The sequence below is a fragment of the Burkholderia ubonensis genome (genome assembly GCF_001718695.1).
GTDB classification, from domain to species: domain Bacteria; phylum Pseudomonadota; class Gammaproteobacteria; order Burkholderiales; family Burkholderiaceae; genus Burkholderia; species Burkholderia ubonensis_B.
The window spans coordinates 1,147,086-1,164,099 of the sequence record NZ_CP013420.1; the positions used below are offsets into that span (position 1 = coordinate 1,147,086).

17 protein-coding genes are annotated in these 17,014 nt (G+C 64.1%); 11 read left to right on the top strand and 6 right to left on the bottom strand.

The window, feature by feature from the left end; all coding sequences use genetic code 11:
* Positions 1–45 precede the first annotated feature (45 nt).
* The gene (locus WJ35_RS05200; protein ID WP_010100396.1) at positions 46–651 is read right to left on the bottom strand and encodes a CDP-alcohol phosphatidyltransferase family protein; all 606 of its coding nucleotides are present in this window, start codon (positions 649–651) and stop codon (positions 46–48) included.
* 436 nt (positions 652–1,087) lie between these two features.
* Here WJ35_RS05200 and WJ35_RS05205 point away from each other — a divergent pair, with 436 nt between their 5' ends.
* Both WJ35_RS05205 and WJ35_RS05210 read left to right on the top strand, forming a co-directional pair.
* Positions 1,088–1,717 (top strand): lysophospholipid acyltransferase family protein, encoded by a 630-nt coding sequence (locus WJ35_RS05205; RefSeq protein ID WP_060237628.1) that lies wholly within the window; start codon positions 1,088–1,090, stop codon positions 1,715–1,717.
* 33 nt (positions 1,718–1,750) lie between these two features.
* Entirely contained in the window at positions 1,751–2,680 is a 930-nt protein-coding gene (locus tag WJ35_RS05210) for a phosphatidate cytidylyltransferase (protein WP_060237631.1), read from the top strand.
* Positions 2,681–2,726: 46 nt separating this feature from the next.
* Here WJ35_RS05210 and WJ35_RS05215 read toward each other — a convergent pair whose 3' ends face one another.
* Positions 2,727–3,437 (bottom strand): topoisomerase IV, encoded by a 711-nt coding sequence (locus WJ35_RS05215; protein WP_069239406.1) that lies wholly within the window; start codon positions 3,435–3,437, stop codon positions 2,727–2,729.
* 402 nt (positions 3,438–3,839) lie between these two features.
* On the opposite strand from WJ35_RS05215, the gene WJ35_RS05220 reads away from it, so the two are divergent.
* Positions 3,840–5,000, top strand: coding sequence for a porin (locus WJ35_RS05220; RefSeq protein WP_069238851.1), 1,161 nt, complete (start codon positions 3,840–3,842; stop codon positions 4,998–5,000).
* A 334-nt stretch (positions 5,001–5,334) separates the two neighbouring features.
* Positions 5,335–6,525, top strand: a complete 1,191-nt coding sequence (locus WJ35_RS05225; protein ID WP_069238852.1) for a transglycosylase SLT domain-containing protein — start codon at positions 5,335–5,337, stop codon at positions 6,523–6,525.
* Between the two features lie 46 nt (positions 6,526–6,571).
* On the opposite strand, the gene WJ35_RS05230 is transcribed toward WJ35_RS05225, so the two are convergent.
* A complete protein-coding gene (locus WJ35_RS05230; protein ID WP_011884365.1) occupies positions 6,572–6,907 on the bottom strand; it encodes a hypothetical protein in 336 nt (111 codons plus the stop codon).
* A 93-nt stretch (positions 6,908–7,000) separates the two neighbouring features.
* Positions 7,001–7,747: a MipA/OmpV family protein gene (locus WJ35_RS05235; RefSeq protein ID WP_069238853.1), complete on the bottom strand. Its 747-nt coding sequence runs from the start codon at positions 7,745–7,747 to the stop codon at positions 7,001–7,003.
* 242 nt (positions 7,748–7,989) lie between these two features.
* Here WJ35_RS05235 and WJ35_RS05240 point away from each other — a divergent pair, with 242 nt between their 5' ends.
* The 3 genes from WJ35_RS05240 to WJ35_RS05250 all read left to right on the top strand — a co-directional run bounded on the left by WJ35_RS05240 (position 7,990) and on the right by WJ35_RS05250 (position 10,744).
* A complete protein-coding gene (locus WJ35_RS05240) occupies positions 7,990–8,718 on the top strand; it encodes a response regulator (protein ID WP_069238854.1) in 729 nt (242 codons plus the stop codon).
* Positions 8,719–10,002: an ATP-binding protein gene (locus WJ35_RS05245; RefSeq protein ID WP_069238855.1), complete on the top strand. Its 1,284-nt coding sequence runs from the start codon at positions 8,719–8,721 to the stop codon at positions 10,000–10,002.
* Between the two features lie 211 nt (positions 10,003–10,213).
* Positions 10,214–10,744, top strand: coding sequence for a hypothetical protein (locus WJ35_RS05250; RefSeq protein WP_224056575.1), 531 nt, complete (start codon positions 10,214–10,216; stop codon positions 10,742–10,744).
* A gap of 89 nt (positions 10,745–10,833) precedes the next feature.
* Here the strand turns inward: WJ35_RS05250 and WJ35_RS05255 are convergent, their stop codons facing one another.
* Positions 10,834–11,895 carry a helix-turn-helix transcriptional regulator gene (locus tag WJ35_RS05255; protein ID WP_059567945.1) on the bottom strand — a complete coding sequence of 354 codons (1,062 nt, stop codon included), beginning with the start codon at positions 11,893–11,895 and terminating at the stop codon, positions 10,834–10,836.
* Between the two features lie 266 nt (positions 11,896–12,161).
* Between WJ35_RS05255 and WJ35_RS05260 the strand changes: the two genes are divergently transcribed.
* The 3 genes from WJ35_RS05260 (at position 12,162) to WJ35_RS32025 (ending at position 15,167) form a co-directional block, all read left to right on the top strand.
* On the top strand, positions 12,162–12,878 hold the full coding sequence (locus WJ35_RS05260; RefSeq protein WP_224056577.1) for a helix-turn-helix domain-containing protein: 717 nt from the start codon (positions 12,162–12,164) through the stop codon (positions 12,876–12,878).
* Between the two features lie 624 nt (positions 12,879–13,502).
* Positions 13,503–14,894 (top strand): tyrosine-type recombinase/integrase, encoded by a 1,392-nt coding sequence (locus tag WJ35_RS05265; protein ID WP_059474407.1) that lies wholly within the window; start codon positions 13,503–13,505, stop codon positions 14,892–14,894.
* A gap of 153 nt (positions 14,895–15,047) precedes the next feature.
* Positions 15,048–15,167, top strand: coding sequence for a KTSC domain-containing protein (locus WJ35_RS32025; RefSeq protein WP_230459681.1), 120 nt, complete (start codon positions 15,048–15,050; stop codon positions 15,165–15,167).
* 341 nt (positions 15,168–15,508) lie between these two features.
* Here WJ35_RS32025 and WJ35_RS32710 read toward each other — a convergent pair whose 3' ends face one another.
* Complete coding sequence (locus WJ35_RS32710; protein WP_420480900.1) at positions 15,509–15,733, bottom strand: HEAT repeat domain-containing protein; 225 nt, start codon at positions 15,731–15,733, stop codon at positions 15,509–15,511.
* Between the two features lie 366 nt (positions 15,734–16,099).
* On the opposite strand from WJ35_RS32710, the gene WJ35_RS31035 reads away from it, so the two are divergent.
* The gene (locus WJ35_RS31035) at positions 16,100–17,011 is read left to right on the top strand and encodes a hypothetical protein (protein WP_155121864.1); all 912 of its coding nucleotides are present in this window, start codon (positions 16,100–16,102) and stop codon (positions 17,009–17,011) included.
* Positions 17,012–17,014: the final 3 nt, after the last annotated feature.

A 17,014-nucleotide genomic window follows, 5' to 3' on the forward strand; every position in this document is an offset into this window, starting at 1 on the left:
GGCGCCGGTCTCACGCGCGTGCCGTCAATCGTCAGCCATCAGCCATCAGCCGCCCGCTTCGGCGACGCCGGCCCGCACGCGCCGCACGACGGTCACGACCGACAGCACGATCAGGAGCCGCCACAGCCATGCGGCGATGCCGCCGACCGGCAGGCCGACGCCGATCCACAGCGCGAACGCGCCGAGCGCGAGCGCCCGGTCGCTCTTGCCGAACGGCCCGTCGTAGCGGCGGCTCGCGCCGGCGAGCGGCCCGATCAGCCCCGCGCCTTCGACGACGACCGCCAGCAGTGCGAACAGCCAGACGTCCGCTTGAGCGAACGCCGGCACCGCGAGGAACGGCAGCACGAGCGCGACGTCCGACACGATGTCGCCGAGCTCGTTCAGGTACGCGCCGAGCGTGCTCTTCTGCCCGTGCTCGCGCGCGAGCATGCCGTCGATCGCATTCAACGCCATGCGCAAGAACAGCCACAGCGGGATCAGCAGGAACAGCGCTTTCGCGAAGCCGCCGAGCCCGGCGAGCGCGCCGACGACGATCGAGCCGCCGGCGGCGAACAGCGTGACCTGGTTCGCGGTGACGCCGCGTTCGGCAAGGGAATCCGCGAGCGGGCGCAGGCAGTTCTGGAATTTGGGTTTGAGTGCGTAGAGGCTCATCGTTTTATTCGCACGGCTTGCGGGACGTCTTCGCCGGTCATGCCCCGGACGGCTGAGACGTCGCATCAATGGACGGTCGTAATCGTCGCCGAGCGGCCATCGTGCGTCAAGCATGCCGAAAGGTGTCACGCGACGCCCGACGCCGCGGGCCGCGGCGCGGCATTCTGGTGTTTTTCGCGGAAACTCGCGATAATCCGCTGGCCCGAATGCCGCGCCACCTCGTGCCCGCCGCATTCGCGCACCTGTCCAATAGCGGTCATTCACGCCGTTCATCGCGGCCTCCGCCGATCATCGCGGACCCGCGACAGGCATTCACAAATTTGAAAATAGTCAAATATGGGCCGTCCGGCGCGCCACGCAGCACGCCGGCATTCCGGGAACCTGCCCGCCGCAGCGATGCGGCGCGGCAGGCATGCGAACAGGAGGCGCGTCGCCGATGAACATCCTGCATGCGTGGCAACGCGATTTCCTGCTGTCGATCGTGCGCCTCGTCGCCGGCGCGTATCCGGTCTGGCATCAGGCGCCGCCCTCGCCGACGCAGAAAATCTACTTCTCGAACCACACGAGCCACATCGACACGCTCGCGATCCTCGCCGCGCTGCCGCGCGACGTGCGCGCGGTCGTGCGGCCGGTCGCCGCGCGCGACTACTGGGACAGCAGCGACCTGAAGCGCCACATCGCGCAGAAGCTGCTGAACGTCGTGCTGATCGACCGCCACCGCGAAACCGGCGGCGATCCGCTCGACCCCGTACGCGACGCGCTCGCGCAGGGCCATTCGATCATCATCTTCCCCGAAGGCACGCGCAGCGCCGAAGCGCTGCCGCAGCCGTTCAAGAGCGGGCTGTTCCATCTCGCGAGCGAGTTCCCGAACGTCGCGCTTGCGCCGGTCTACCTGGAGAACCTGCAGCGGATCATGCCGAAAGGCGCGATCTGGCCGGTGCCGCTGATCTGCAAGGTGCACTTCGGCGCGAACGAGGCGCTTGCCGACCAGGAAGACAAGGCGTCGTTCCTCGCCCGCATGCGCGACGCGATCGTCGCGCTCGCGCCGCACCGGCCCGCGGGCTGAACGCGGCGCCACCCTCCTCATCCGGACATCGACATGCGAACTCTTTTCTGGGAACTGGTCGCGGGCGTCACGGCCCTCCTGGCCGTCGCGACCGTGATCGGCGCGATCCTCGGCGCGCGCAGCGGCGGCGCGAGCGCGACCATCGTCAACCTGAACCAGCGCATCCGCGCGTGGTGGGCGATGATCGCGGTGATGGTGATCGCGATCGGCCTCGGCAACAACGTCACCTACCTCGTGTTCGCGCTGCTGTCGTACCTGACGCTGCGCGAATTCATCACGCTCACGCCGACCACCGCGAGCGACCACACGACGCTGTTCATCGCGTTCTTCGTCGCGATTCCGGTGCAGTACCTGCTGCTCGCGATCGACTGGTACGGGATGTATTCGATCTTCGTGCCCGTGCACCTGTTCTTCGCGATGTCGCTCGTGTCCGCGCTCACGCAGGACACGCGCGAGTTCCTGAGCCGCAACGCGAAGATCAACTGGGCGCTGATGGTCTGCGTGTACGGGCTGAGCCATGCGCCCGCGGTGCTGATCCTCGACATTCCGCGCTACGCCGGCCAGAACGCGCTGCTGCTGTTCTTCTTCCTCGTCGTCGTGCAGATCAGCGACGTGCTGCAGTACGTGGTCGGCAAGCTGTTCGGACGCCGCAAGATCGCGCCGCGCCTGTCGCCGTCGAAGACGGTCGAGGGCTTCGTCGGCGGCGGCCTGCTCGCGACGCTGTGCGGCGCGTCGCTGTATCGCGTGACGCCGTTCAGCTTCGGCGCGGCATTCGGCATCTCGCTCGCGATCGTGATCGCGGGCTTCGTCGGCGGGCTCGTGCTGTCGGCCGTCAAGCGCTCGCTCGGCACGAAGGACTGGGGCTCGATGATCGCCGGCCACGGCGGGATGCTCGACCGCGTCGACTCGATCTGCTTCGCTGCGCCGGTGTTCTTCCACCTCGTCCGGTATCTGTACGTGTGACGCGCGGGCGCACGACGTGCCGCCTCGCGTGATGCGCGCCCCCGGCTCAATACCCTTCCTGCAGCGCCTTCGGCACGACGTAGCGGCCGCGCGCCGCGTCGAACTTCACCGTGTAGCGCGCATGGATCTCGCGGCTGCCGCGCCGGCCCGTCTCGATGACCGTCAACGGATAGACGTCGTCCGTGGCCGTCGTGTCGGGCGCGATCGCGAACGTGCGGCGCTCGCAGTGCGACTTCGCGTTGGCGCAATCGAGCGAGCCACCGTTGTCGAGCGCTTCGTTGATGCGCGGCGCGGCTTCGACGAGCGCGTTGCGGTACGGCAGCCGGATCGACTGGCTCGTCTGCGTATAGCCCTGCAACGTGGTGCCGTCGCCGATCACGAAACCGAACAGATGCGGGCCGAGCCGCTCGATGCGCACCGTGCCCGGCGTGCCGTCCGAGCCCATGCCCGGCATCCCGTTGGCGACGGCCGCGTCGGTCTCGCCGCACATCGCGAGCAGCATGCGTGGACCGTCGGCCGTCGCGACCCGCAACGTTCCGCGTGCCGAATAGATCGAGTCGCCGGCAGCCGGCTGCCAGCCTTTGCGGTCGGCGCGCCACGCGCCGTAGGTGTCGCGGATGAACGCGTGCAGCCCGCGCTCGAGCGCAGCCGGCGCGTCCGCGTATGCGTATGCGGGTGCAACCGCGCAGAGGGCAGACAGGAGTGCCAAGGCTGCTGCGAACAGCTGCAGGCGCGACTTTGGAGACGGGACGGTCATGATGGTGTTCTCGGAGCGGGTTGCGAGCTGTTGCGGGCGATCGGTGCCGATGCGGCGCGCACCGGCCGGCGCGAATGCGGCGTGCAAATAACACATCCCGTACGCTTTCCGGCATTCGATTCATTAAATAATTAATTGACGAATCGGCGACAAACGCGTTTCGGTGTGAAATTCGCGTGGAATTATCGCAAATCCGGCAACGCAAACCTTATATGCGCGCCTATTTCACCGAGATTGACTCACGTTTATCAATAATCTGAATCTCTCAATGCACCTTGCCGCAGAATGCACATGTCGGCTTTAGGTCACATCGGAGTATTTCGTTTTTGCCGATGCGCGATGCGCTCGGTAGTCTCCTGCCATTCCGCTTTTCGTGAAAAAACCAATACGCAAGGAGATGAGATGAAACGCACGGCCCTTTCGCTGATGTCGCTCGCGTCGTTCGCGGCGATTCCCGCCGCGCACGCGCAATCGAGCGTGACGCTGTACGGTGTGATCGATACGTCGGTCACCTACGTGAATCACGCGCAGGGCAAGGACAACGCGTGGATGCTCGGCAACAGCAGCGCGGGCAATCTCGCCGGCAGCCGCTGGGGCGTGAAGGGCATCGAGGATCTCGGCGGCGGCCTCTCCGCGCTGTTCCAGCTCGAGAACGGCTTCGATCCGAGCAACGGCCGGCTCGGCCAGGGCAACCGGCTGTTCGGCCGCCAGGCGTTCGTCGGGCTGACCAGCGACCAATACGGCACGCTCACGTTCGGCCGCCAGTACGATCCGGTCGTCGATCTCGTGCAGGGCCTGACCGAGGACGGCTACTTCGGCGGCGTGTTCTCGACGCCGGGCGACCTCGACAACTACGACAACAGCTTCCGCGTCGACAACGCGGTGAAATACACGTCGGCCGTCTATTCGGGCCTGCAGTTCGCGGCGATGTACTCGTTCGGCGGGATCGCCGGCAGCACCGGCGCGCAACAGTCGTACTCGGCGGCGGTCACCTACGGCAACGGACCGTTCAGCGTCGCGGGCGGCTACTTCCATGCGACCAACAGCGCGGCGTCGAACGGGCTGCGCAACGGCTGGACCAGCTCGTCCGACGGCACCTTCGACGGCCCGGTCAACAGCGGCTACGCGAGCGCGCATTCGATCGGCATCGCACGCATCGCGGGCCAGTACGTCGCGGGCCCGTTCACCTTCGGCGTCGGCTACAGCAACGCGCAATACCGCCGCGATGCGAGCTCGGTGTTCGGCTCGAACGAGCACTACAACACCGGTCAGGGCTTCGTGAACTATCAGGCGACCAATGCGCTGCTCGTCGGCCTCGGCTACAGCTATACGCGTTCGGGCGGCGATACGTCGGCCACCTATCACCAGGTGTCGGTCGGCGCGGATTACAACCTGTCGAAACGCACCGACGTCTACCTGACCGCCGCCTACCAGCACGCGAGCGGCCAGACCGGCGACGGCAACGGCGAATCGATGGCCGCGCAGGCATCGATCGGTTCGTACGGCTACGCAGGCACCAGTTCGCAGACGATCGTCAATCTCGGGCTGCGCCATCGCTTCTGAGGGGCACGACGGGCCGCGCGCCGCCGCCATTTACCAAGGCCCATTGGCCGCAGCCTTGGGCTGCCGTCTTTCATGGCCGCATTTTGTGGTGAATTGACGCGCCGCGTCATCTCCGTGCGCGGCAGCAACGGCTCGTCGGCATAGATGCGCCAGATCGTCTTTTTTACCGATTTCAGCGGGGCGGAATTCACGAAAACGCGGGGAAATTCGGGCCAAAATGCCCGCACAATTGCAAAGGAAAGTTTGACGCGAACCATTTGACCGAATGCTATGGCACACTTCGCGTTTGCGTGATTTCCTTGCACCGGGCGCCCGGAATGTGCCCCAACCTGCCATGCCGCGTCAGACCAACCGTTCGATCAGCCACGCCATGCCGACGCTCGCCGCGGCGCTCGCCCTGTCGTGCGCGCTGCCCACGCTTGCGCACGCGGACTGTCTCGACGACGCCGCCGCGTTCCATCATGTCAACGTCAGCCTGATGCGCGGCATCGCAATGGTCGAGTCCGGCATGAAGACGAACGCCGTGAACACCAACACCAACGGCACGACCGACATCGGGCTCATGCAGATCAACAGCTCGTGGCTGCCGACGCTCTCGCGCGAGGGCATCAGCGAGCAGAGCCTGTACGACCCGTGCACCAACGCGTTCGTCGGCGCGTGGATCCTGTCGCAGAACATCCGTCAGCTCGGGCCGACCTGGAACGCCATCGGTGCGTACAACTCGGCGTCGCCCGACAAGCGCCTTGCGTATGCGCGCAAGGTCTATGATGCGATCCAAACCATTCCGGATACGCCGGACTCTCCCATGCCCATCCTTCCGCCGTCCTATACGCCGCCGCAGTCGTACAACCCGTTCGCGAGCCTGAGCGTGTCGGCGCCGCCGGTCGCGCGCACGCGCACGCTCGCGCCGGCCGCTCCGCCTGCTTCGCAGGGCGGCCCCGCCGGGCCGGCCGGCGCGTACAATTTCGGCTGGACGGTGACCGGCGCGGATCAGGCGAAGCCGATCCAGGTGTTCGACGACGGCGCGAAGGTCTATGTGCAGTTCAGCGACATGAAGCGCGTGCCGGCGATCTTCACGGAGACTTCGTCGGGGCGCGTCCTGATGTCGTGGGAACTGCAGTTTCCGTATGCCGTCGTGACGCGTTCCGCGCAAACGTTGATCTTCCAGCTCGGGCCGTTCGAGGCGCGCGCGCAACGTGGCGGCGGCGCGACGACTGCGCAGGCAAGCGCGGCAACGACGCGCCCGGGCGCGGCGCCGGCAACGAAACAGCCGGCAAAGGCGCCGACCGCGCGGACGGCTTCCACCGACGCGCTGTGGTATCTGAACACGCCGGGCACGTCGGGTTCGGCATCGACCGGCAGCAGCGCGAACAATCCCGCGGTGTCGACCGCGTCGAACACACCCGCGACGTGGCCGACTGCCGTCACGTCGAACACGCCGCCGGCCGCCGCGCCGCAAGCCCCGGCTGCGGCTACGCAGGATTCGCGCGCGAGCGCCGACGCGCTCTGGTACATCTCGAAGTAGCGCAGCGGGCCGGCGCGCTACGGCTGCGCCGCGCACGCGCCGTCCGTCATCCACGCCGGACCCAGATCACCTTCCCGTCGCGCACGCCAAGATCGCGCCGCACCGCGCGGTAATCCATCGTGCCCGGCAGAGAGCGGCCGTCGCGTTCGAGCACGCGCCACAGGCAGCCGTCGAGCAGCGCGGCCGCATCGACTTCGGTCTTGCCGATCAGCGCGTCGTCGGGCATCGCGTCAGCTTTGCATGCGTTCGCGGCGCCCGATGGCACGGCGATCGGCACCGCGCCGCCGGCGGTGGCGTTGCGATGCTGTGTGGCCGTATCCGCGCAGCCGGCAATGGTTGCACTCGCAACGAGCGCGGCCAGCATCGTGATCGTCTTATTCATCCGCTTCTCCTTGTTGCGGCCGGCCAGTGTGCCGGCTTCGCGCCGATGTTACCGCAGGCAAATCGTGCAGTGCAGGCGTCGCTTGCGGTTCGGTCAGAACCGGTAGGTCGCGCCGGCCATCCCGTAGTAGTTGCTGCGCGTCTGCACGATGGGGCTGTCGCCGTAGCGGCCCAGCAGGCGCGTGAAGCCGCCCGTCGCGCGCACTGCCCAATGCCGCGACAGGTCCCAGTTCCACGTGAGCGACAGCGTCGCGCTGTCCACGCCGCCGCTCGTCGAATACGGGCCGAACCCGCTCGCCCGCGACTGCGCATCGGTCACACCGTAGAAGGTCTGCATATAGCGCCCCGTGCCGGCATGCACGCTGGCCGTCGCGACCAGCGCGTGCCGTCCGCGCTCGAACACCGGCACCGCGAGATCGACCTGCCCGGACACGCCGCGCGACCCATGCGTGACCGGCGCATCGATCGCAAGGCTCAGCTCGCCGCCGTCCGGCAGCTTCACGCCTGCGTGCATCGCGAACAGCACCGAGCCCGGCACCCTGCCCATTCCCTTCAGATGATCGGAGCCCGCACGACCGAAGCGATCGTCGTCGGTGCGACCCGCGTCGTAGCCCAGCGCGGCCGACACGAACGCGCCGTTCGGCAGCGCGAGGCGATAGCCGGCGCCGGCGCTGCTGTCGACGAAGAAGCCGTTGTCGAACGTCGCGGAAAACGACGGCGCGACGACACCCCGATACTGGCTGCTGCCCTGGTAGCGCGGCGCGAAGCCGCCGCCGAGCGAGATCGTGTATTCGTTCTCCGCATGAGCAGCGGCGGCAAGGGTCAGGCCGGCAAGCGGCATGCAATAGCGCAACGAACGAATGGAGGGACGCACGATATCGGAACGAGAGTGACGGAGCCCGAAGTCTAGGAGCGCCCGCGCGGCACGACTGTCCGCAATCTGCGGAAAATGTGTGCTCAATTGTGTTCGAGTGTTCCCGATTGTCGTGAGGCCTCGCGGGCCGCTACAACGCCGGATAGAATTCGCGTGCCGCGCCACGCCCGCATTGGCCTGAAAGAGAAGGCGCGCATTCCGAGGAGACCATGAACGAAGACCCGCTCAAATACCGTGTCCTGCTGATCGAGGACGACGACCGCCTTGCGCAGCTGGTTCGCGAATATCTCGACGGCTACGAGTTCGCGGTGACGGTCGTGCGGCGCGGCGATCTCGCCATTGCGGCGGTGCGCGAGCACCAGCCGTCGCTCGTGATACTCGACCTGATGCTGCCGAATCTCGACGGCATGGAAGTCTGCCGCCGGATTCGCGCATTCTCGAACGTGCCGGTGCTGATCATGACCGCGCGCGCCGACGTGTACGACCAGGTCGCCGGCCTCGAGACGGGCGCCGACGACTACGTGACGAAGCCGATCGAGCCGCGCGTGCTCGTCGCCCGCGCCCGCGCGCTGCTGCGGCGCGCGCAGCCTGCGGAACCGCGGACCGATGACGCTGCGCCCGTGCAGGCGCTGCAGTTCGGCGAGCTGACGATCTCGCCGCCGAACCGCACGGTCACGTGGCGCGGCGAGCCGGTCGACCTGAAGACCGCCGAGTTCAACCTGCTGCTGATCCTCGCGCGCGCCGCCGGCACCGTGCTGAGCCGCGACGACATCCTGAAGCAATTGCGCGGCATCGAGTTCGACGGGCTCGACCGCTCGGTCGATTCCGGCATCTCGCGGCTGCGCCGCCGCTTCGAGGACGCGTCGTCGGAGCCGCACAAGATCAAGACGATCTGGGGCCGCGGCTATCTGTTCAGCCCTTCCGCGTGGGATGCGTGAATGCTGCGCTCCCTGATCAGGCTTTATCTGATCGTGATCGTCAGCTGTGCCGCGGCGGTCGTATTCGTTCAATGGTCGTTCGACCGGATCTTCTACGAGCGCGGCGCGCAGGCGACACGCGATTCGCTGACCACCTACGCGTTCGTGCTGAACGATTACCTCGAACGCCATCCGGGTGCGAAGCGTACGCTCGCGCTCAGCGAACTCGGCCAGCACGGCAACGAGCGATTCGGTTTCATGTCGATGGCCGACGCCCGCGCGCAATTGTCCGACGCGCCGCTGCGCGATCTGGACGCCGGCCGGATTGCGATCAGCTACGACCGCAGGAACTACTACATGCCGCTCGCCGATGGTTCGGTGCTGCATGCTCGTCCGATTCAGCCGGCCATGCTCGACGTCAAGATTTATGCGAACGGGATGATCGCGCTCGCCGCACTGTTCGCCGTTGCGCTGTGGACGTCACATCACTGGCGCGACCTGCGCAAGCTGCAGACTGCCGCACACGCGTTCGGCGCGGGCGAGCTGTCGACGCGCGTGCGATTGTCCGCACGGTCGAACGTCTACGAGCTGTCGCAGCAGTTCAACGACATGGCGCAGCGGATCGAAGCATCGATCCAGCAGCAGCGCGAGATGATGCACGGCATCTCGCATGAATTGAAGACGCCGCTCGCGCGGCTCGAATTCGGGCTCGCGTTGCTCGCGGACGCCGACGACAGCAGCCGGATGCAGACACGTTGCGACGCGCTGCGACGCGACGTGCGGGAACTCGACGAGCTCGTCACCGAGCTGCTGACGATCGGCCGGCTCGAGCAGGGACGAAGCGAACTCGCGCCGATGCAGGTCGCCGTGGCCGACCTGATCGACAGCATCGCCGGCAGCATCGCGAACGACGTCGCCGACCGCGGGCTCGCGCTCGACGTGTCGACCACGGGGGCGCCCGCCTCGCACGTATGCGACCCGAAGCTCGTCGCGCGGGCGCTGTTGAACCTGATCCGCAACGGCGCGCGCTACGCGTCGCGTACGGTGCTGCTGTCGGCGGCGAGCGATGCGTCGGGCGCGTTGGTGCTGACCGTCGACGACGACGGCCCGGGGATTCCGGCGGCCGACCGCGCGCGCGTGTTCGAGCCGTTTCAGCGGCTCGATTCGAGCCGCGACCGCCAGACGGGCGGGTTCGGTCTCGGGCTGGCGATCGTGCGGCGCGTCGCGCTCGTGCACGGCGGCGACGTGCGGCTGGAGGATTCGCCGCTCGGCGGCGCGCGGTTCGTGATTTCGTTGCCGGGGTGAGGTGGATGAGGTTTCTAAGCGGACGTTGGTGCACGGAATTTCCGAAGGGTCCGGGTGACGGGCCGTCAGCGAACCCATGCCGCCTCTCGCCGACAGCCCCATGTCCAACCGAACGGAAAGCGATTGCGTGATTCGCGACAGGGTATGTCTCAAGCACGTTGCACACTGTCCATCAGAATCAGGAACAGGAACAGGAACAGGAGATGCACACGTGAATACCCGCATGACGAAACCGGCGAGCCACGAGCGCGCCTACCTGGCACGATCATCTCGTTGCCTCCGCAACGATTCCGCAACGCTGCGTATCGCATTGCGCCCGTGGGGATTCGATGCCTGCGTCGTCCAGTCGTGGATCAACGCACTGCCTACACTGGATCGGGCTATCGCGTGGGAGCTCGCGACCGATCGACGGGCGCCCGGCGCGGATATCGTGGTCCACGTCGTCAGGCCGGCGCCGGCAGCGCGCGGGCAGTTCTGCTGGAACGGCATCGGTGCAAACTATGCGCTCAGGCAATCGCTTGCGGCCTGCGGCACGGAGCTCGCTCTTCTGATCGGCGCTTCGGAGCAGATGCCGGCCGAGCGCGTCGGTCACTGGGTCGCCGCCGGGGCATTGCCGCCGGCCGCGGCACTTGCAAGGCTCGGCCGGTTGATCGCGGCCTGTGCCGCGCCGCAGCGGCAGACGCAGCCGCCGGTGCGACGCGCGCTGATGCGCCTGATCTCGCATGATCTCGACATGGCATGAACGGCCTCGCGCGGCGGTCGCGGACGGAACGCCGCACCGCCGCCCGATTGCTTTTACTCCTGCGGCGAATGCCTGCGCACGTCAGGCGGTCATTCCGGACGCCCCGCTTCATCGGCGCGGCTTGCACCCGCCGGCTTGCCGTACATGCGTGCAAGCTCATTCGCCTCTCGCACGAACTCGGCACGCAAGCCGGCGGGCGCAAGCACCTCGACGTTCGGCCCGAACGAGCGCAACCACCACCGCAAGCGCTGACTCAATAGCACGGTGCCCTTGACGAAAAGTGCGTCGCCGTCGCGGGTATGTGCCTGATCCTTCGACATCGGCGCTTCGAGCAGATGCTCGCCGGCACCGTTGAGGAACTTGAGCTTGAGCATCACCTCCTTCTCGACCATGAAGTCGAAGCGACGCTGTTGCTTCACATAGGCATCGAGCGAAAAGGTCGGCGGATAGTCAAACGTTTCGAGCAGCGCGCTGGCACGCGTGAAACGGTCCATGCGGTACATCGTCGGTTCGGTCTTGCCCGGCGTACCGCCGACCAGGTAGACGAGCCCGCCAACCTCCACGAACCCGAGCGGCAGAATGATCCTGGCCCGGTCGTTGTCGGTGTTGTGACGCGGGCGATAGACGATTTCGAGCTTGCGCTCTTCAAAGAGTGCGCGTGACACGATGCCGAACAGTTCCCGGTCGATTACCGGGTAATGCAGCGAGAAGCCGCCGCTTTCGACCGCGACCTTGCTCGCCCAGCGCGAATAGCGCCGCTCGGTTTCATTGCTCGTCCGCTGCAGCCGTGCCTCCGCGACGTCGAACATCGACGACAGTGATTCGGCCACCAGTTCCGGAATCTGGCGCGACGAAAAGCGCCGCAACGTCTGCAGCGCGAGCGCCTCGTCGAACGTCATCATCGAGCCAGCCTTGGCGGCCATGCCGCTCGCACCCGCCTTCTTGCGCCACACCAGCGCGGTGCCTCGTTCGAGCACCTCGACGAGCCCGTCGCGCTCGAGCTTCGCGAGGCGCCGGTTGATCGTCCTGACGGTTGGCGTGTCGAGCGCGGTCCGCGACAGCCAGCGGTGGATATCGGGGGTGCTGATGTAGTCGTCGTGCGTTGCCGCGTCGGGAAGCGCGCGCATGATTTCGCGATCGAGATCGGACATGATGGGTAAGCGTTGCTCGCAAAGAGTCGATCACGGTATATCGACCGGCGATGGCCATTCTTGAGCGCCTCGCCTCCACGCTTCGCGCGAAGCAAGCCCTTCAGGTGACACAGCACGTGCTCGAGCGGACCCATCGGGCGCAGACTCAGGCCGGTGCCAGCGCATGCCGAATCGGATATTCACGCAGACGAACTCGTGCCGGACGCGAGTGTGCCGTGCGGTTCGGACAATTGGTGTCCCGATGACGGATTCACTTCCGCGGCGGCGTGAACATCGATGTGCATGCAACGATCGTCACGACCGCGCCGGGGATGCATGACCTCATGCGGCATCAAGACACCGTATGTCCGAACGGGCGTCGACAATACCCGTTCGACAACCACAGGACGATATTCTCGATGCCATTCTCTTCGGACATGCGGCGCTCGACGTTTCAGGCCGAGAACCGCCTCGCGAAAGACGATTCCGATAACAAAGTACAGGTTCGCGTCGATGCAGCGCGCGGCCAGCCGCTGATTGACGACCTCGACTTCAATGACGGGGCAATCAACCACGCCGCCATGAAAATTCCGCTGAACGAGCGGCCCATGTCCGAGAAAATGCAGCATGTGGCCAAGTGGATCGCGTGCAACTTCGACAAGCCCGTCAAGGTTCGACAGGCCGCCGATCTCGTCGCGATGAGCGAGCGCACCCTGCTGCGTCACTTTACGAGCGAGATCGGCATGGCACCCAGCGCCTATTTGATGCGTGTCAGGCTGGCACGCGCGTGTGCGATGCTCGCCTTCACCGCGCTCCCAGCAGACTCGATCGCTCGACGTTGCGGGCTCGGCAGCGGCGAGCATCTCGCGCGCCTGTTTCGCCAGCACTTCGACAAGACCCCGATCGAATATCGGCGAGCACATGCGCATGCGCGTCCGGACATGCGTGCAGTGGAGCGCGATGGCGCGGGGGACGCGCCGAGCTTTTTTCGGTCCGTGCCGTGACCGTCAAGTCGTGCCATGTACCCAGCCGGTACAGCGCATCGGGAGAGATGCTCGAGCGATCTGGTGGCAGCGGCCTTCGCGCGTTCAAACTGGCCCGGCCGGAGCTTCATCGACAATCGCAAGCCGTTTAGCGCATGGCGTCGCTCAAACTCAATCGGCGACAGGCCGAACCATCTCACGTTTCGTGGAGGTCCCAACTCTTTCGAGAAATGGTATGGACACCTCCCTCCCGTATCGTGAGGCGCAGGCAAAAGCGGTCGCCTGGGTGATTCTTGGCTTTGCTTCGCCGAAGTAGCAACGCGGCTATCTCGAATTGACCAAATCCGGTTACACCATGGTTACATGGTCTACGGCTCGACGGCATTGACTCAAGGGGGATTTTCGCCAGTGCTTGATTTGACTGGCCCGCCCTACACGATTCGAACGTGTGACCTACGGCTTAGAAGGCCGCAGTCTATCGGCCGGATCGAGATTGATCGACATCCCGATACACCCATATCAACTTGAAATTAAACGATATTTTTGTCAATCATAGCACTTCGATGTTGACTCGAATTGACTGACATCCGTAGAATTCCCCTACATGGTGCCTACACGGCGCTACGCTACAAACGGGGACTACAGGTGATCAAGGAAAATTTCACGACCGAACGTGTGGCGGGTTACGAGTGCGTACCCGGACGACAACAGACGATCTACTGGGACAAGAAGCAGCAAGGACTCGGTCTTCGCGTGACGGCTTCGGGCGTGAAGTCCTATGTATTCGAGGGCCGCTTGTTTGGCAAGACCGTTCGCATCACCATTGGCTCGCCGAACGCGTGGCTGCTGGAGCGACACGCCACGACCGACGCAGCAACGGGAAAAACGATCGAGCGCCTCGGAGCGAGACAGGAAGCGGCCCGACTCAAAGCGCTGATGGATCGCGGCATTGATCCCCGTGAAGAAAGAGCAGAACAGCGCGCTCAGCATGAAGCCCGCAAACTCGAATCCCTCAGGCAAAACGCGACTGTATCGGAAGCATGGTCCGCCTATCTGAACGCACACCGCGGCAAATGGAGCGATCGACACTACTACGATCACGAGAAGCTCGCACAAGCGGGCGGCCTTCCTTGGAAGCGTGGACGTGGGACTACGATTCCTGGGCCGCTGGCGACACTAATGCCGCTGAAGCTGACAGATCTCAACGCCGAGCGAGTGGCTACCTGGCTTGAAGCCGAAGCAGAAAAGCGGCCTACGAACGCTGAGCAGAGTTACCGCAAACTGCGCGCATTCATTCGGTGGTGCAACGACAAGCCGGAATACTCAGGATCTATTGCTCCAACTGCGTATGCCGCTCGGGCCGTGCGCGCAGCAGTACCGCGCACCAAGGCAAAAAGTGACTGCCTACAGCGAGAGCAGCTGCTTGCGTGGTTCACGGCCGTGCGTCAGATAGGCAATCCGGTTATCAGCGCATACTTGCAGGGGCTCCTCCTTACTGGTGCTCGCCGTGAAGAGCTCGCCGCATTGCGCTGGAAGGACGTGGACTTCCGCTGGCGCAGCCTGACCATGAACGACAAGATCGAGGGGACCGGCGGCCGCACTATCCCACTTACACCGTACCTAGCGAGCCTCCTGACGAATCTCAAGCAGATGAACGAGATACCGCCGAACAGACGGCAGTTGGCCAGCCTCGCCGAAAAGGGAAAATCTTGGTCGCCCTCTGAATGGGTGTTCACCAGCAACAGATCGGAGGACGGAAAGCTCGCCGAGCCCAGAAAGGCCCACAACGGCGCACTCGAGGCCGCCGTTCTGCCTCCCCTGACATTACACGGACTGCGACGATCGTTCGGTACGCTTTCGGAATGGGTTGAAGTCCCTGTTGGCGTCGTCGCGCAGATCCAAGGGCACAAACCGTCCGCGTTGGCCGAGAAACACTATCGACGTCGGCCGCTCGATCTTCTGCGCATGTGGCACGACAAAATTGAATCGTGGATGCTAGAGCAAGCGAAGATCAGGTTCGAGCCATCCAAGACGTGAGATGAAGTATGCTATCCCCGAAAGTAAAGCAAATTGGCAGCCTAGACAACTCCATCGAGAATCGGGGTAGCAATGGAAATGATTCCAGTAAGGTCCAGCGCTATTCGCGCAGTGGGCTACGACCCAAGCACCATGCGGCTGAGGATTCTTTTCATGCAAGGACATAGCTACGACTTCTGTCGCGTTCCCGCCAACGTCCACGGGGGATTAATGAGCGCGCCTTCTATGGGTAGCTATTACAACAACTTCATCAAGGATCGGTATCGCTGCTAGCTATAGAGCTACCTGAGGCTCTCGACGTCAGAATCGCTTGGACGCACTCGAGATAGCGCGATACTCTTCAAGCCAGCTGTTGACTAGACGTCGCGCACTGACAGCGCATTCGAGGCACAAACGCCCCTCCGCAATTGAGCAAGTGACCTGCCCTCCCCTGCAAACAGAGCGAGCCGGAGTCTAGTAAAGTTCGTTTTCTGAACGGTCCCGGTTTTCAGTGCCAAAGGCAATGTTAGTCTTCGGCGTTCTGTTGGTCCGTCAGTTGGGCCTGCGTAAGCACCCGATCGAGACCGTCTTGCCCAGTTCAATATCGATTGGCAAGCCCGAGAGCGCTATGGCGCTCAGTTTCGTGTGCGCTTTAGCGCTGACGCTACCTCCTCCCGCACCTCCGACACAGAATCCCCGGATGCTCGTTCCAAAGCCGGGATTGCCGCCGGGTCCCGCAGTCGCCCCAACTCGAATGCAGCCCAGTACCGAGTGCCGGGCCGTGGCGACACAAGTGCAGCAACACACGGGGACGTGAGTGCCGGCCAGTCTGGCTGACGATTGCCTCGAGCGCATGGCACAGGTTTCGCATAACCTCGCCAGGGTCGCCCAAACAAGCCCGATCAAGAATCAGCGGAACGGCGGCCCGCAGCTTCCGTTCCGCTGCCACGCTCCACAATGCCGCGTACGGGTAAGCGACCTGGTGCCAATACTCTTTGTCATTCCAACATGGGCCGGCCTCATCGGCCAGTGGTGGAACGGCGACCAGTTTGTCCAGCACTTCGGCGTCCGACAACTTGGCGAGTGTGGCCGCTAGGTCGTCGATGATCTGATAGGGCATCGTCATATTTAGAGGTATGCATTCAGCGGTTAGCGCACGGCCGCAATTTTCGCGGCCGATGAGACAAACGTAAGCGCGCGATCAATACCGTAGGAAATAGCGTTGATTGCGCAAATGGTTGACGGTGTGGGAAGGGGCTCGTGACGGTAAAATCAACATCAACGACGCGATGTGCCACGACTTTACCGAACCGGCCGCGGTCGTACCGGCTGGTCAGTGCACCACTGGAATTTTTCGTCTCCTTCTGACGTTGTTCTGCGGACCTGTCGACTACATCGAGATAAACTTGCCGGCACCTTACTTCGTTTCGGATACCAAGGTGCTGGTAAATCGGCCCGTTTTGACAGTTCCCGGCGTATCGGCTTGCATTATTGTATCGATGCTTGCCGCGTGCGTGCCCTCCCACCGAGATCAAGTTCGCGAGTTCGCATCAATCATCAAGCGAGAACTTGCTGGCGATAGCGGGCGCCTTTGTGCGATGGTCGACGAGCTTCCGTACCCCGATAGCCCATACCCGGCCGAAAATTACGCGGAGCTTCATGCAATGGCGCGAGCGGGGATCGTCGAATCCTACAATGGTCCGGATCCTGTCGAGAGAGGTACAGTGTCCCCATCAGGCAATTCATTCAAGCTCTGGCGGCTGACCCATGAAAACGATCCGTCATTCGTTCCATTTCGTTCGTCTTCGCCGCGAACCATCCACGGCTGCTACCAATACGGGCGACTTCGGCTCATTCAGGTCCAAGGTTCGAGTGAGTTTACTTCGCCCACCAATGAGAAGGTTACGAGAGTTTTCTTTACCTATCGGATCGACAATCTCGCAAAATGGGCACAGGATCCAGAACTCCGCCAAGCCGCTGAAGACAGCACATATTCAGGAGGCCATATTTGGCCTGTCGTTGCGGGACAAAACAAGGAGTTGCGTTCAATTGAACTTGTGGCAACCGCAAAGGGATGGAAGGTACGCCCCATGATGTATGCACCACACGTAGTTCCGCTTCCATCCGCTATTCGTTGATGG

What these genes read in the sequence shown, in the direction of transcription:
- WJ35_RS05200 (WP_010100396.1), bottom strand. Translation starts at nt 651, where the DNA reads ATGAGCCTCTACGCACTCAAACCCAAATTCCAGAACTGCCTGCGCCCG.
- WJ35_RS05205 (WP_060237628.1), top strand. Translation starts at nt 1,088, where the DNA reads ATGAACATCCTGCATGCGTGGCAACGCGATTTCCTGCTGTCGATCGTG.
- WJ35_RS05210 (WP_060237631.1), top strand. Translation starts at nt 1,751, where the DNA reads ATGCGAACTCTTTTCTGGGAACTGGTCGCGGGCGTCACGGCCCTCCTG.
- WJ35_RS05215 (WP_069239406.1), bottom strand. Translation starts at nt 3,437, where the DNA reads ATGACCGTCCCGTCTCCAAAGTCGCGCCTGCAGCTGTTCGCAGCAGCC.
- WJ35_RS05220 (WP_069238851.1), top strand. Translation starts at nt 3,840, where the DNA reads ATGAAACGCACGGCCCTTTCGCTGATGTCGCTCGCGTCGTTCGCGGCG.
- WJ35_RS05225 (WP_069238852.1), top strand. Translation starts at nt 5,335, where the DNA reads ATGCCGCGTCAGACCAACCGTTCGATCAGCCACGCCATGCCGACGCTC.
- WJ35_RS05230 (WP_011884365.1), bottom strand. Translation starts at nt 6,907, where the DNA reads ATGAATAAGACGATCACGATGCTGGCCGCGCTCGTTGCGAGTGCAACC.
- WJ35_RS05235 (WP_069238853.1), bottom strand. Translation starts at nt 7,747, where the DNA reads ATGCCGCTTGCCGGCCTGACCCTTGCCGCCGCTGCTCATGCGGAGAAC.
- WJ35_RS05240 (WP_069238854.1), top strand. Translation starts at nt 7,990, where the DNA reads ATGAACGAAGACCCGCTCAAATACCGTGTCCTGCTGATCGAGGACGAC.
- WJ35_RS05245 (WP_069238855.1), top strand. Translation starts at nt 8,719, where the DNA reads ATGCTGCGCTCCCTGATCAGGCTTTATCTGATCGTGATCGTCAGCTGT.
- WJ35_RS05255 (WP_059567945.1), bottom strand. Translation starts at nt 11,895, where the DNA reads ATGTCCGATCTCGATCGCGAAATCATGCGCGCGCTTCCCGACGCGGCA.
- WJ35_RS32025 (WP_230459681.1), top strand. Translation starts at nt 15,048, where the DNA reads ATGCAAGGACATAGCTACGACTTCTGTCGCGTTCCCGCCAACGTCCAC.